Here is a 13,737-nt window from a genome sequence, read left to right as displayed (position 1 = left end):
TGCCCCATAAATTGCTAGACTATGGCAACAGGCGCCGAGCCGCCCCCTACCTTCCCCCAGCACCCGCCGACCGCCCATGTCGTTCCAAAGAATCAGCCTGCTTATCCTGGTGATATTGTCCTTCGCCGCCGCATCGTGGTACCTCGTGGACACGCTGTTCCCGCCCATGCCGGAACCCGTCCCGACCCCCGAAGCCGCGCCGACCCCGCCCAAACCCTCCATGGCGCAACCCACGCCGCGCCCGATCCCGCCGCCGTCCACGGCGCGTCCGGTCCCGCCACCGCCCCAGGCCACGCCCGCCGCGGAAGAGGAAGAAGACCGGACCGAACAAGAGGAAATGGACGCCGCCCTGGCCCAGCTCGGTAGCCCCGATCCGGCGCAACGCCTGGAAGGGGCCGAGATTTTGGGGGCCTATCCCAGCGAGGAAACCGAGCTGGCCCTGGCCCAGGTGCTGAATAGCGACCCGGAGGCCGATGTCCGCAATGCGGCGGCGCAAAGCCTCGGCTATGTGGAACAACCCTCGGACGACACCGTCGCCGCCCTGATGGCCGCGCTGGAGGATCAAAACGAGGAGGTCCGGGCCAGCGCCCTGTCTTCCCTGGAGGATTACCTCGCCGCCACCGACGAAGGCTCCAAGCGCTACCGCCAACTCGACGCCGGCCTCCGGGCCAAGATGGACAACCGGGGCACGCCCAAGGATATCCGGGAAGCCATCCACGATATCCTGCAAGACCAGGCGGAACAGGCCACCCACTGAGTCCCGGCCCGCCCCTCAGCCCAGGGGCGGGAACCCGGCCAGCATGTCCTTGATCCCCTGCCGGACCGCCGGTTCCACCCGCTTTGACCGCGCCGCACCCTCAAGCCCCCGATACACCTCCCGGAACCGCGCCGAGCCGGGGTCGAGATGGTCGAGGTAGGCCGACAGGCTGGCCAGCGCCGCCGCCTGAACCCCCGCCCCGCGCCATTCCACCGCCTTCAGCAGCAGGGCGACCGTGGCCGCTTCCGGCTCCTTGAACGCCATCAGCGCCCGCAGCGCCGCGACCTGGGCCTCGGCCCGGCGCGGCGCGTCCAGGAACCGCAGCAGCGCCCGCTCGGCTTCCGGCGTGGGATAGGCCGCCAATTGCTCCGCCCCGGCGATCTGCGCTTCGGCCTCCGGGCTGTCCAGCAAATGGGAAGCCGCGGCCACCTGGGCATCTACCAAGCGCCGCTGTTCGGCGGCTTGGCCGGGCGTGGGCGCAAGGCCCGCGCCCAATCCGGCGGCCAGGGCCGCGAGGTCGGGCGGCGCGGGCGGACCGGCGGGGAGCGGGCTCCGGCGGTCGGTGGCGCAGGCCGCGAGCAGGCCCGCCAAAACCAGGGTAGGCAAGGATTTGTTCGGCATAAGCATTGCGTAGGCATTAAAAAAGCGGGCGCGACCGCCCGCTTCCGGCCTTGTGGCCAACCCGGACCGCCCCGTATCAGGGAGCCATCAAGGTGCCGTTGCCCGCGTTGGCGAAGGGCAAGGAGTTCGGGCACATCGGGTGCGCCCAGGCGCTCCAGTAGGTGCTAGGCCCGCCGGTACCGCTCCCCATGACCAGTTCGTCGCCCACCGCGGCATTGGGCAGCAGGTTGCCCTGGGCCGCGCTGTACACGGTGCCGTCCGCGCCGTAGTTGAAGGTGGTGATACCCACGGTGCCCGCGCCCGGATGCGCGTTCAAAGCCCCGCGCACCTGCCATGCGAAAGCGTGGTCGCGGCAGGAGGTATCGCCGGATACGCCGATGGCCCCGATCTTCTTGCCATCCTTGTACAGCGCCAAACCACCGCCGAAGACGTTGATACCGCCGATACGCTTGCCGACCAACGGGTCGTTCTCGGTGCCGTACAGCTTGGGGGAACCCAAATAGGCTTGGCTGGCATCGACCGGGTTGCTCGCTTGCAGGCCGTAGAGGCTACCGCCCGGCTGCACCGGGGTGTAGAGGTTGGCGGTGGAAATGGCGTAGCCGTCCAAGCTGAAGGCGTTGGCGGTGAAGGCTTTCTGGGCCGAGATCACCCGGCTGCCCAACCATTCCCGGTTGCCCGCGAAGGGACCTTCCCTGCCATTGGTTTCAACCCGGCAAACCATGCCGGTTTCATCGACCCAAGTGATCCACATTTTCAAGCCATAGCCGCCGGTTTTGGCCTTAGCCGCCGCCGCGATAGCATTTTCCAGGTCGGTGTCGGAAACATCGTTGCACTTGGCCCAAACCCCGGAAGCCGAAACGGCCAATAACGCGGCGATAACGCCGTCGAGTATCTTCTTATGCATAGGTCCACTCCAATTCTTCTAAGCCCATTAAGACGCGGGTCGACCCCGTAGAATCGACCGGGCAATTATCCAAGCGGCGATTCGGATTTCAAGGGAATCCGCCCAGTTTTTTGGACAAGCCCATAAAACCCCGCCGCCCCGCGTCCATGGCTTCCAAACCCCATCCCTCTGAATCCACGATAAACCACCGTCATGTCCAATTACCGCAACAAAATTATCGCCGCCGCCTGGATCGCCGGTTTCGCCATAATAGTATTTACCTTCCATGAAACCATCGCGCCATCCGGGAATCGCCCTCCCCCGGAAACGCCTCAGGGCCCTGCCGATACCCCACCGCCCCAGGTATCTCCCCGGCCCGTGGCTCCCCAGATGCCCGGCCCATCCTCCATAGCGCCGCGCCCCGCGCTCCCCGCCGGGGAAGACGAAACCCCCACCGGGCGGCAACGCGACTCGGCCCTGGCCCGGCTCGGGGATATCGACCCAGGACGCCGTGCCGACGCCGCCGAGCAACTCGCCGCCTACGCCAACCGGGCGGCGGAAACCGCCCTGGTCCAGGCGCTGGCCGGCGACCCCGCAGCCGAAGTCCGCGCCGCCGCCGCCCGCAGCCTGGGCCATGTCCGCAAACCCAATCCAGCCACCTTGGACGCGCTGTTCGCGGCGCTGCAAGACCCGGATATCACGGTGGGGATGGCGGCGGTGGGCAGCCTCGGCGGGTTCCTCGCCCATGACGAAACGGGGTCTAAACGCGACCGGGCGCTACGGGCCGGATTCCAGGCCGGGGCGGCGGCACCGGGCGTTCCAGCAGCGATCCGGGAAATCCTGCGCGACGCCTTGGCAGAGCGGGGCGGGCGTTGACGGCCCCACCCGCTACCGCGCGGCTTGGCCCAAGCGCAGTTTGGGCACGGCGGCCAATAGCTTGCGGGTGTAGTCGTGGGCCGGTTCGTATAGCACCTGGCGGGTTTCCCCCAGCTCGACGATGCGGCCCCGGTGCATCACCGCCACCCGGTCGGCCAGCTCCGCCACCACCGCCAAATCATGGGTGATGAAGAGATAGCTCAAGCCGCGCCGTTCCCGCAATTGCTTGAGCAGCTTGAGGATTTGCGCCTGTACCGAGACATCCAAGGCGCTGGTCGGCTCGTCGCAGACGATGAGCTTGGGTTCGACCGCCAGAGCGCGGGCGATGCAGATGCGCTGGCGCTGGCCCCCGGAAAACTCGTGCGGATAGCGGAGCCGCGCCGCCACCGGTAAACCCACCGCCCGCAGCAACTCCTCGCAGCGCTCGCGCCGTTCCCCGGCCCCGAGTTCGGGGCGCTGGGCGCGTAAACCTTCCTCGATGATATCGCCCACCACCATGCGCGGATTCATGGACGAATAAGGGTCTTGGAACACGATCTGCATCTCGGCGCAGCGTTTGCGCCGCGCTTCCCGCGCCAGCCCCGCGATTTCCGCGCCCTCGAACCGCACCCGCCCGCTGGAGGTTTCGATCAGATTGAGGATGCCCTTGCCCAGCGTGGTCTTGCCGCAACCCGATTCGCCCACCAGGGCCAGGGTCTCGCCCTGGCCCAGACGGAACGACACCCCGTCCACCGCCCGCACTCGGTCCACCGTGCGCTGCAACAGCCCGCGCTTGATCGGGTAATGCACCCGGAAATCCTCGACCTCCAACAGCGCCGGGCCGGTTTCGGTGCGGACGGGCCGATCCAGACAGGCATCGATCCGGGGCATGGCGGCCAGTAGCTCGCGGCTGTAGTCGTGCTTCTGGCGCTGGAAGAATTCGGGACCGCCCTGCTCGACGATCCGGCCCGAGCGCATCACCGCCACCCGGTCGGCCAGTTCGGCGACGATGCCGAAATCGTGGGTGATGAGCCAGAGCGCCATGCCGCGTTCCCGGCGCAGGCGCTTGAGCAACTCCAGGATTTGCGCTTGCAGGGTCACGTCCAGGGCGGTGGTGGGTTCGTCGGCGATCAGGAGTTCGGGTTCCCCGGCCAGGGCCAGGGCGATCATGACCCGTTGGCGCATCCCGCCGGAGAGTTGGTGCGGGTATTCGTCCAGATGGCGGGCCGGGTCGGGCAGGCCGACCTGATCCAAAAGTTCCAGGGCGCGGCGGCGCAAAGCCGCGCCCTTCAAGCCCAGGTGCAGGCGCAGGGTTTCGCCGAGTTGCCGCCCGATAGCCATGACCGGGTTGAGCGAACTCATGGGGTCTTGGAACACGATGCCGATGCGCCGTCCACGCACCCCGCCCATGGCGTATTCGGGCAGGGCGAACACATCGGTTTCGCCCAGCCGCACCGAACCGCCCCGGACACGCCCGTTGTGCGGCAACAAGCGCAGCACCGACAAGGCCGTGACCGATTTCCCCGAGCCGGATTCGCCGACCAGGGCGAAACTTTCGCCCCGGCCTATCCCGAAGGAGACGCCGGCCACGGCGGGAGCGTAGTCCCGGCCTTGTTGGAAACCGATGTGGAGATCGGTGACGGTGAGCAGGGCGGACGCGGGTGTATGGGTATCCATGGCGGTGTCGGGCGTGGTGATGGCGGACCATGATACAAGGGCGGCGCGGGGGTCGCCCATCGATGGACCGGCCCGGCCTTCACCCAACCGAAAATGCTTTAGAACGGCCTCAAGGTATACGGAACGGGATCGGTGACGGCCTCGCCGGGCTTCTTATTGGCGATCTGCACGAATTGCCGCGCCCAGCGGTCCATGATGCCCTTGGCCGGGCCATACCAAGTAAGCCGGGTCAGGTCCAGCGGCCCGACATCGGCCATGTCGCGGTCGGCGAAGGTCGCGACCACCTCGCCGGTCTGCAAATCGCGCAGGCGACCCTCGAACGCCGCCCGGCGCTGGTTCACCGCACCCATGGCCGAACCCGTGCCGATTGGCCCGGCCCAGGACAACGCGTGCAGGACGGGGGTTGAAGGATCGATCTCGATCAGGGCCAATTCCAGCCTTAGGGCCGGGCGCTTATGGTCGGCGGGATTTTCCAGGACCATGAAACGGTGGTTGGGGTCTTCCTTGAACGCCTTCACCAAGCGGTCATGGAAATACACGGCGAGTTCGGCGATATCCTTCTTCACATCGCCGATCCAACTGGCCGAACTGGCCTTGTGCAGCCAATCCATCTCCATCATGTACTGGGTGTTGACCGGCGCGACCACCAATTCGCCATAGCCGCCCTTGTCGAAGCCGGGCTTGATCCAAACCTTCTGGAACGGCAAATCGTTACGATGGGAGGCTTGCTCCGGCTGCCAGATGAAGCCCTGGTCGGGAGCGGGGGCGACGGCCTGGGCCTTGACCGCGTTGGCCCCGTCGCGCACGCTGGCGCAAGCGGCAAGGGCGATGCACAGGATGGACAAGCCGGGAAGGCGGACGGGATGCTTCATAGATGCGGATTCCTCTCGGGACGGCGATGGATGAATCCCATAGCTTACGCTATCCCCCACACCGCGGCGGCGTCCCGAACCTTATCCCCATCGGTCCCGGCTCAGAAGCGGGAGAAACCCTGCTCGCCGCATCCCCGATTCGCACCGTCCCGCAGCCGGACCTGGGGATGGACGGGTTCCGACCTCGCCGTGTGGCGCAGGACCATAGGGTCCTTGTCCTCGACCACCGAGGTTTTGAAGAAACCCAGGGTCCGCTGCAATTCCATGGCCTGCCCGCTCATCTCCTCCGCCGTGGCGGACAGTTCCTCGGAAGCCGAGGCATTCTGCTGGGTGGTCCGGCTCAGTTGGTTCATGGCTTCCGATATCTGCTTGGCGCCGGACGCCTGTTCCTCGGAGGCCGCGGCGATTTCCTGCACCAAACCGGCGGTTTTCCTGATCGAGGGCACGATCTCGCCCAGCAGCGTCCCGGCCCGCTCGGCCATACCGACGCTGGACGCGGCCAGTTCACCGATCTCCTGGGCGGCGACCTGGGAACGCTCGGCCAGTTTCCGCACCTCGGCGGCCACCACCGCGAAGCCCTTGCCATGCTCGCCGGCCCGGGCCGCTTCGATGGCGGCGTTCAGGGCGAGCAGGTTGGTCTGGTAGGCGATATCGTCGATGATGCCGATCTTGCCGGCGATCTGCTTCATGGCCTGAACGGTCCGGGCGACGGCCTCGCCGCCTTCCGCCGCCTCACGGGAGGATTTCTCGGCGATGTTGTCGGTGATCTTGGCATTGTCCTTGTTCTGGTTGATGGAGGCCGCCATCTGCTCGGTGGAGGAAGAGGTCTCCTCGACGCTGGCGGCCTGCTCGGAAGCGGCCTGGGACAGGGATTGGGAAGTGGCGCTCAGTTGTTCGGATGCGCTGGACAAAGTGCCCACCAGGTTGCTGACCTCGGATAGGGTTTCCGCCAACTTGCGCAGGCTGGCATTGATCGCCTCCTGCAAATCCAGGAAAGTGCCCCGGCAATCCCCATCGACGCTGGCGGTCAGGTCGCCCCCGGCCACGCGGCCCATGACTTCGCGGATGCGTTCCATCGGCCCGACCACGGCGTCGAGGGTGGCGTTCACGCCTTCGACGATCCTGCGGTAGTCGCCACGGTGCTTGGCGGCGTCCGTGCGGACGGCGAGTTGGCCCTCTATGCCGGCTTGGGACAGCCTCAGCGCGTCATCGACCAGGGCCTTGATATTGGCGGACATATGCGCCATGGCGGCCATCAAACTGTCGGTATCGCCGGCCTTCAAGGTAATGGGCATGGATAGATCGCCCTCGGCGATGCGGTTGGCGATGGCGGCGGCCATTTCTGGCTCGCCACCCAATTGACGCACCACGGTCCGAACGATGTAGTAGCCGACCCCGGCGACCAGGAACGCCGTGAGCAACGCCCCGCCCCAGCTTTGCCACACAGCGGCCGCTTGGATTTGCGCGGCGTCGGCGGCGGCCTTCCCCGCCAGGTCGGCATTGTATTTGGCATGGGCCTCAAGGCTGTTCTGCAAATCCCGACCAGGATCGGTCAACCGGTCAAGGGCTTCCCGGGCCTGTTTTTTATCCATGTTCTGGGAAAAAGTCTGTACCGGGACAATCCCGGCCTCATATTGGCTCCATTTCACCAGATTAGCTTGGTATAAGCGGCGATCCTCGTCATTCGAGATCAACGGTTCATACGCCGTGAAGGCCGCCGCCAAATCGCTCTCGGCGCTTTTCAACTCCTGATCCAATCGATCCTGCTTGCTCCGGTCCTCGTTGAGCACATGCCGGAACAGGCGCACCCGCACCTGACCGAATGTTTTAATAGCCGAATTCACGGCGACCAAAGAAGGCACGCTATTGACGTTGGCATAATTGGCCGCGACGAACACTTGTTGGATTTGGTGGTTCGCCAAGACCGCCAGCCCGATCAACCCCAATAAGCTGAAGCTTATCAGTAGCAACATTTTCTTATAGATCGTCATATTCAAAATCCCGGAAGAGGGCAATCCCTCGCCAGCAGTTATCGCCGTTGTTGACGGGCCCAAATAGGCTCACAACATTATAGAGACAAATCCATAAAATCACCGGACCCTAGTGCCTACACCCACGGCGACCCAATCCTTCGCCAAGTCACCGTTCGAATCCAAACCCTTCATCGATACCTCAACGGTAGAGGCGCTGGTAGCGGTGATGATCGTCAGTATCTCCGTGGAACATCCGCTCGCCATATTCACCCCGTGCTGGACTCCTTCGATTTTGGTGGGCGTGATATATCCACCCACAAAATACCGAGAAAAACCATGAGCAATATTCATAAACACAAGCTGCGCCACTTCCTGTAAATAATTAATCGATTGACTGGGATCGCCATTCTCCCGCCATTGATCAGATAAACTATATCTTGGTTTTATCAGGGTTTAATCCGAGTTTTTAGCATTCATACCAAAGCAGCAGAAAATGCCATCGCCGCAGCCAATTTCGTCTTTTGTTTACCCATTCAACATACTCATATAAAGCTCAAGCAATACTGCGCCTTTTCCCTATAGGCAGATCAATCCGCAGAAAAAGCCATGGATTTATCATGGACAATGTAGAGGTATAGAAGATTTTCACAAAAGATCAACCCGGTCCATGCGGCATATCGACCTTTCCCCTAGAAAAATGGGTTTTCCGCCAGACTCCAGGCGTTCGGCCAGGAACACCCCGGTTCATCGTATTGGCGGGTTTGCCGGAAGCCTTGGCGGTGGTGGTGCGCGGCCATTGGGCGACCCCGCGTACCGTCAAGACATAAAAAAAGCCGCGTGGTTAGCGGCTTTCAGAGGATTAGCGGGACGTTGTGAAATGGCCTGAAATGTCACTCGTATCTGAACCTAGAGTGACGACTTAAATCACTGATTACAAATGGATTGTTTTACTGTGCCTTTTCCACGGGTACACATATGGGTACACGCGAAAAGCCCGGTGCGGAAAATTTAGGCCGGGATGGTGGGGGTAATTCATCGGCAGCAAGGCCGCGTCCTGGTGCAGTCCCAGGAAATCCGGCCCCGGATCAAGAGCGGGCAAGGTCGGGCTGGTGCCGGGCGGGAAAGTTCGGGGCGGGAGGCCGTGGCCGTGGCCGTGGCCGCGCCCTGGCACTGTCCCAGGAAGCCCGGCCCCGGATCAACGGGCCGGGTTGGTGCTGGTGCTGGCCGTGGGCCGGATCGAACCGAAAGGCCGGACTGGTGTCTCGAATCGTTTTAAAGGATTCGGGAACTTCCCAAGAAGACATGTTTTAAGACATGGTTTCGGAACGTCCCGCAAGGTTTACTTTTCAAGACACGGCCCAAGCCACGCCCGGCCCCGGTGAAGCGCGGAACCGGCCCGTCCAGTTCCGCCCCCTCACGCCCGTTCCAGGTTGAGTTTCAAGAGCCGCCCCAGGATTTCCGCGTCGGACATGGCCTCCGTGTAGTCGGTCCAGCCGTAGGCAGCGGCCACGGCTTGATCCAAGGCTTTATGGGCGTTATCCAGCCAAGCGGGGCGGGTGTTGTAGAGGTGGGTCAGGGTGCGCTTTTTCAGGTCGGCTGCGTGGCCCGGCTTGGGGAGGATGCGGTCGGGATAGCCCGGCACCACTTCCGGCACGCGCTCGGTCCATTCGGGCGGGTTGAGCCAGTTTTCCCGCAATTCGTGCAAGCGCTGGGCGGCTTCGGCGATGGCGGGAAAAGCGGTGTCCGGGTTTTCGTGGGTTAAGACGCCTTCGGGGAAGGGGAAGGTTTCAAAGCATCGAGTTGAGTTATAGACAGGATCATTCCCTACTCCAAGCCTTCCACCAGAGGTAATAGCCCAAATAACGTGGAACCGGGAAGATAATACTCCAAAGGTTGTTTCATCTTGCCTAGGAATCACTATAAGCTTGTGTTCAGAGGCGATTATGACGGGAAGCCAGAAAAAGACTCTATGCTTAGCTGTCTCGACTGTAGCAATATAACGATCTAAGCCAATCAAAGACTTTCTCAATTCCGGTCTTGGCCTCCCAAGTCGCCACCATTTTTGTACTCGAATAGCTTCTCTATTTATTTCCCTTTTGGGTTTGACATGTTTTAAAAGATATTAAAAAGGAAGCTCAAAAAAAGCCGCTTCTAATTCTTCGGTGGATGTCCCAAAGTCAATTACCCATCTGTCTTTGTTGATTTTTAGAATGTCGTTTCCGTTGCGTAATGGGCGCAATATCTCGCTGTTTGGCGTGCCATGTGGGTTTGGCTTTAATAGCCATTGACGCGCTGTTTCTCCTGGCACGTCAAAATCTCCGGCTACTCCCTTCCCGCCTAAAGAACGGCTAAGCTTCTAGGCAATGGAACTAGACCGGGAAAGGCAAGATGAACCGCTCTATCCGCATCCAACGGCTGGCCCCGCAGGACCGCGAACGGTGGCAGGCGCTGTTCTACCGCCACCAGCAGCAGAGCCGGCGGCGTAGGCTGCTGGCCTTGAGGTCCCTGTGGGACGGCGAGAGCATGGCCGAGGTCTGCCGCAGCCAGGGAGTCCAGCGCAAGACGCTGGAGAAGTGGCTGGACAGCTACCTTCATGGCGGCTTCGACGCCCTGCTGGCCCCGCAAAGGCGGCCCCGCCCGCAAACCCTGAACCCGCAGCGGCGCAAGGTTCTGCGCTACATCCTGCTCCACAAGGCGCCGGCGGACTATGGCATCGACAGCTACCAATGGACGGCGGTCCACGTCCAGGACTTGCTCAGCAAGAAATGGGGCCTGTCGCTGAGCGCCAACCGGCTTTACGAAATCTTCGACGAACTGGGTCTCTCCCTCCAGCGCGCCCACCGCGACTACGGCCCCGCCAAGCCCGCCGAGCGGGCCAGCTTCGTGAAGGATCTCGAAAAAAAACCGCCGAGGCCGGAACCGACACCGCCCTTGTAGCCCTCGACGAGTTCGCCCTGCTGTCCACGACCGGCACCCATTATGCCTGGGCGGAGAAGAACACCGCCCCGGCGCCGCCGAGCAACGAGAAGCGGCGGGAGAAACTGAACGGCTTCCTGGCCCTGGACCTGAACAGTGGCCGGACCACCGTGGACTTCCAGCCCCAGGCCAAAACCGGCAACGCCGTCTACGTCATCGCCCTGATCGTCCTGCGATATGCCCGCCTGGGCTTCCGCCACATCCTGTTCATCCTCGACAACTGCTCCATCCACAACGACTCCATGAAGGCCGCGCTGGCAGACCTGCTGGCGGAAATCGCCCTGGCCCAGGGCATCGCCGTGGACTTCCTCCACACCCCGGCCTACTCCCCCAAGTTCAACCCGGCCAAATACCTCATCCACCTCGTCAGGAAGAACTCCCTCTACCACCTGCCCCACGCCATGACCGTCCAGCAGCGGGCCGAGCGTGTCCGTCGGCACTTGGCCCAGGCCCCTCCGCAAACGCCCCAGCAGATCAAAAACATCCTCAGGCATATCTACCGCCTGCCAAAAAGTGGGTGGTCTTAGGCCGGGAAGGGAGTAAGCTCTTTTTTGCCATGGCAAAAACCCTTTCAAGTGATGCCTTGGATAGCCCGTGTATGCCTTTATATTTGTCTTCGATAAATCTTATAAGCTCGGCTTCACTTTTAAAGGCACTGCTTTCTTTGGCACCTGGCTTTGGCATTTCTCCCTTTATAATTTCAAGCATTGCGCCAATTATATTTAGGCAAGTAAGCTCTTCAAAATTTGTTTCGATTTTTTTCCTTCCTTTGAGCGGTGATTGAATTGGATTTAATTTCTCTATTCTTGTGCTTGATAATAAAAATTTCGGTCTAATCCCTCTTTTTTCTCAATACTCTTCAATCTGCTTTCTGGAATAACTTAACTCTTGCGCTTTATACCTATATCCTTCGGATTTGACATGAAAGTCAATCGCATCGCTAAAGGCAGGGTAAACCGTCCTTTTTAATTGGTCCCGCTCTCTTTCAAATATGATTTTCTCGCCGCCATCCAATCTTTCTCCCGGCTCAAAATCGCATATCAAAAATACGGCAAGCCGTTCATCGAAATCGTTGTGCCTGGGGGCGGACCAATATTGGGCGGTTTTATCTTTGATTTCCACATGGCCCCCTTCGGGCTTGCCCTTCGAGATGGGGGCCGCGCCCAACGGGTGAAGGGTATCCCGTGGTTTGCCCGGCCAAAGGCTGGGCGCGGCCATTCGGACTGGGCGGCAATGATACGCCATGGCACGGCGTGGCATGGGATGGAGGGAAACCCGCCCCAAGCTCCAGGAGGGGGAGACCGCCGGGCTTGGTCCTTGGGTACGGGGCCGGTCCTGGCACCAGGAGGGCAAACCCCGGAAACCAACCCTCCGGCGCGACAGCCGGGCCGGGCTTGAAAAAAATTCAAGATTCTCGGCGTGGGCCGGGTGAATGGGGGGTGCGGGGTGCGCGGGGGGGGTGGGGGGGCGGCTATCCCCGCTGTCCGGGCCAGCCACCCAGCCACCCGCCTTGGTTCCGGCCAGGGCATCGCCCACGACCACCCTTTTCGGGCCAGCCACCCAAGGTTCAGGAGCCGCGCCCGCCGGGTGAAGGGTGCCCGGTTTTCGCCCGGCCAAAGGCTAGGCGCGGCAATTCGGGGAAAATGAGCGGGGATGATACGGCATGGAATAGGCTGAAATCCAAAACGGGGGGCATTTTTGGGGGCATCTAAAAACGCCCACCCGCCGGAACCCGCGCCAATCAAGGGTTTCCGGTTCTGATTGGAATGAGGGTAGAACCGTGGAATCGGTTTTCACCCCATTGAGCGCCGGAATGGCACCACATTCCAGCCCTCCCCCTTCTCGCACGATTCGAGATACTTCGCCCAAAGCTCCAAGGCTTTCCGGCGTTCCTCGAAATAATCGTGCCGGTTATAGATGCCCTCAACACCCTTGATTTTGTGGTTCAAGCACCGTTCGGCGATATGCGGATCGACGCCAAGCGCCGCCAAGTGGGTACGGGCCGTGCGCCGGAAATCATGGACGCAGAAGGGTTCCACGCCGGGCATAAGCGGCTTCACCTTGGAAAGCGCGACGTTCAAGGTATTTTCGTGGATATGCGGAATCATCCGGTGTTGGACCTTCCGCGCCGGAAATACCCACTCGGAACCGCACGCCAGCCGGTGCAACTCGCGCAAGGCGTCCACAGCCGGGACCGGCAAGGGAATATCGATGGCCGCTTCGGTTTTCGTGCGCTCGGCTGGCAGACACCAGACGGCTTGGTCAAGGTTGAATTCGGCCCACCGCGCCCCGACCAGTTCGCCCTTCCGCACAGCCAGCAGCAGCAACAGCTTCACGGCCAGCAGGTTTTCATAGCTGAAACCCTTGGCGTCGCGCATGGCCTGGAACAACAACACCAGTTCATCCCCGGACAGCGCCCGTTCCCGCGCTTCCTCCCTGCCGCCCGCATCGGACAGGTCGAACGCAGACGCCGGATTGTATTGCAGCATGTGGCGCTTGATGCCGTAATCGAATATGCGCCGCGCCCACCGCAGTACATCGTTCGCGATGGTGGGAGCGCCGCGCTTGACGATGGTTTGGAGCATCGCGTCTATGTGGGAGGGCTTCACATCCTCGACCTTCAACTTGCCGATGCTCGGCTTGATGTCCTTCTCGATCCGGCTCCGCACGATGTTGGGATGTTTCCAGCGCCCCAGGATCATGCGTTCAAAGTATTCATCGGATAGCTTCGCCACGGTCAAAGCGTTCTTCCCGGCTTCCATCTTGGCGACGGCTTCCGCCTTGCGTTCCTGCTTCTCTGCGGCCACGTCATGGCCCAAGGCGACACGCGCCCTGAGTTCCTTGGCGGTCTTCCTGGCATCGGCTAGGGATAGGTCGCCATAGCCTCCCAGGTTCATCACCCGTTGCTTCCCGCCGATGCGGTAGCGGAACCGCCAGAGGGGAACGGCGTCCGCTTCGCGATACCGGAGATAAAGCCCATCGCCGATGCTCCGCATATCGAACCGTTCCCCGGCCTTGATCCAATTACGGATTTCCACGTCGGTCAGCTTGCCCATAGCGCCCCCTTGGGTGTGTACCCAAAAAATATGTACCCAATCCGCTTGGGTACACGGTTGGGTACAC

The 13,737-nt window shown here is 61.9% G+C and carries 13 protein-coding genes and 1 pseudogene; 4 read left to right on the top strand and 10 right to left on the bottom strand.

Annotated features, from left to right (window positions below; all coding sequences use genetic code 11):
* The first annotated feature begins 76 nt into the window (after window positions 1–76).
* Entirely contained in the window at window positions 77–757 is a 681-nt protein-coding gene (locus B9N93_RS03780; protein WP_085211026.1) for a HEAT repeat domain-containing protein, read from the top strand.
* A 15-nt stretch (window positions 758–772) separates the two neighbouring features.
* On the opposite strand, the gene B9N93_RS03775 is transcribed toward B9N93_RS03780, so the two are convergent.
* Together B9N93_RS03775 and B9N93_RS03770 are read right to left on the bottom strand one after the other, a co-directional pair.
* Complete coding sequence (locus B9N93_RS03775) at window positions 773–1,378, bottom strand: hypothetical protein (protein ID WP_085211024.1); 606 nt, start codon at window positions 1,376–1,378, stop codon at window positions 773–775.
* Between the two features lie 76 nt (window positions 1,379–1,454).
* Window positions 1,455–2,282, bottom strand: coding sequence for a GlcG/HbpS family heme-binding protein (locus tag B9N93_RS03770; protein WP_085211022.1), 828 nt, complete (start codon window positions 2,280–2,282; stop codon window positions 1,455–1,457).
* 369 nt (window positions 2,283–2,651) lie between these two features.
* Between B9N93_RS03770 and B9N93_RS03765 the strand changes: the two genes are divergently transcribed.
* Window positions 2,652–3,137, top strand: a complete 486-nt coding sequence (locus B9N93_RS03765; RefSeq protein ID WP_176225109.1) for a HEAT repeat domain-containing protein — start codon at window positions 2,652–2,654, stop codon at window positions 3,135–3,137.
* A gap of 12 nt (window positions 3,138–3,149) precedes the next feature.
* Here the strand turns inward: B9N93_RS03765 and B9N93_RS03760 are convergent, their stop codons facing one another.
* The 6 genes and pseudogenes from B9N93_RS03760 to B9N93_RS25925 form a co-directional block, all read right to left on the bottom strand.
* Complete coding sequence (locus tag B9N93_RS03760) at window positions 3,150–4,793, bottom strand: ABC transporter ATP-binding protein (protein WP_085216158.1); 1,644 nt, start codon at window positions 4,791–4,793, stop codon at window positions 3,150–3,152.
* 98 nt (window positions 4,794–4,891) lie between these two features.
* A complete protein-coding gene (locus B9N93_RS03755) occupies window positions 4,892–5,665 on the bottom strand; it encodes a DUF3313 family protein (RefSeq protein ID WP_085211018.1) in 774 nt (257 codons plus the stop codon).
* A 101-nt stretch (window positions 5,666–5,766) separates the two neighbouring features.
* Entirely contained in the window at window positions 5,767–7,656 is a 1,890-nt protein-coding gene (locus B9N93_RS03750; protein ID WP_085211016.1) for a HAMP domain-containing methyl-accepting chemotaxis protein, read from the bottom strand.
* 1,396 nt (window positions 7,657–9,052) lie between these two features.
* Window positions 9,053–9,343 carry a type IIL restriction-modification enzyme MmeI gene (locus tag B9N93_RS25930; RefSeq protein WP_217807263.1) on the bottom strand — a complete coding sequence of 97 codons (291 nt, stop codon included), beginning with the start codon at window positions 9,341–9,343 and terminating at the stop codon, window positions 9,053–9,055.
* A 75-nt stretch (window positions 9,344–9,418) separates the two neighbouring features.
* Window positions 9,419–9,655, bottom strand: a pseudogene (locus B9N93_RS26800) (type IIL restriction-modification enzyme MmeI); the annotation flags it as partial.
* 105 nt (window positions 9,656–9,760) lie between these two features.
* Window positions 9,761–9,946 (bottom strand): hypothetical protein, encoded by a 186-nt coding sequence (locus B9N93_RS25925; protein ID WP_217807262.1) that lies wholly within the window; start codon window positions 9,944–9,946, stop codon window positions 9,761–9,763.
* 80 nt (window positions 9,947–10,026) lie between these two features.
* Between B9N93_RS25925 and B9N93_RS03735 the strand changes: the two genes are divergently transcribed.
* Together B9N93_RS03735 and B9N93_RS25295 are read left to right on the top strand one after the other, a co-directional pair.
* Complete coding sequence (locus B9N93_RS03735; RefSeq protein ID WP_085211012.1) at window positions 10,027–10,575, top strand: winged helix-turn-helix domain-containing protein; 549 nt, start codon at window positions 10,027–10,029, stop codon at window positions 10,573–10,575.
* Window positions 10,576–10,592: 17 nt separating this feature from the next.
* Window positions 10,593–11,141 (top strand): transposase, encoded by a 549-nt coding sequence (locus B9N93_RS25295; RefSeq protein ID WP_254899457.1) that lies wholly within the window; start codon window positions 10,593–10,595, stop codon window positions 11,139–11,141.
* Window positions 11,142–11,463: 322 nt separating this feature from the next.
* Here the strand turns inward: B9N93_RS25295 and B9N93_RS03725 are convergent, their stop codons facing one another.
* Together B9N93_RS03725 and B9N93_RS03720 are read right to left on the bottom strand one after the other, a co-directional pair.
* The gene (locus B9N93_RS03725; RefSeq protein ID WP_125468827.1) at window positions 11,464–11,832 is read right to left on the bottom strand and encodes a hypothetical protein; all 369 of its coding nucleotides are present in this window, start codon (window positions 11,830–11,832) and stop codon (window positions 11,464–11,466) included.
* Between the two features lie 575 nt (window positions 11,833–12,407).
* Complete coding sequence (locus B9N93_RS03720) at window positions 12,408–13,670, bottom strand: tyrosine-type recombinase/integrase (protein ID WP_085211006.1); 1,263 nt, start codon at window positions 13,668–13,670, stop codon at window positions 12,408–12,410.
* Window positions 13,671–13,737: the final 67 nt, after the last annotated feature.

The sequence above is a fragment of the Methylomagnum ishizawai genome, from assembly GCF_900155475.1.
GTDB lineage: Bacteria > Pseudomonadota > Gammaproteobacteria > Methylococcales > Methylococcaceae > Methylomagnum > Methylomagnum ishizawai_A.
The sequence above is the reverse complement of the archived record's forward strand: the minus strand, read 5'-3'. Positions and strand labels throughout refer to the sequence as shown.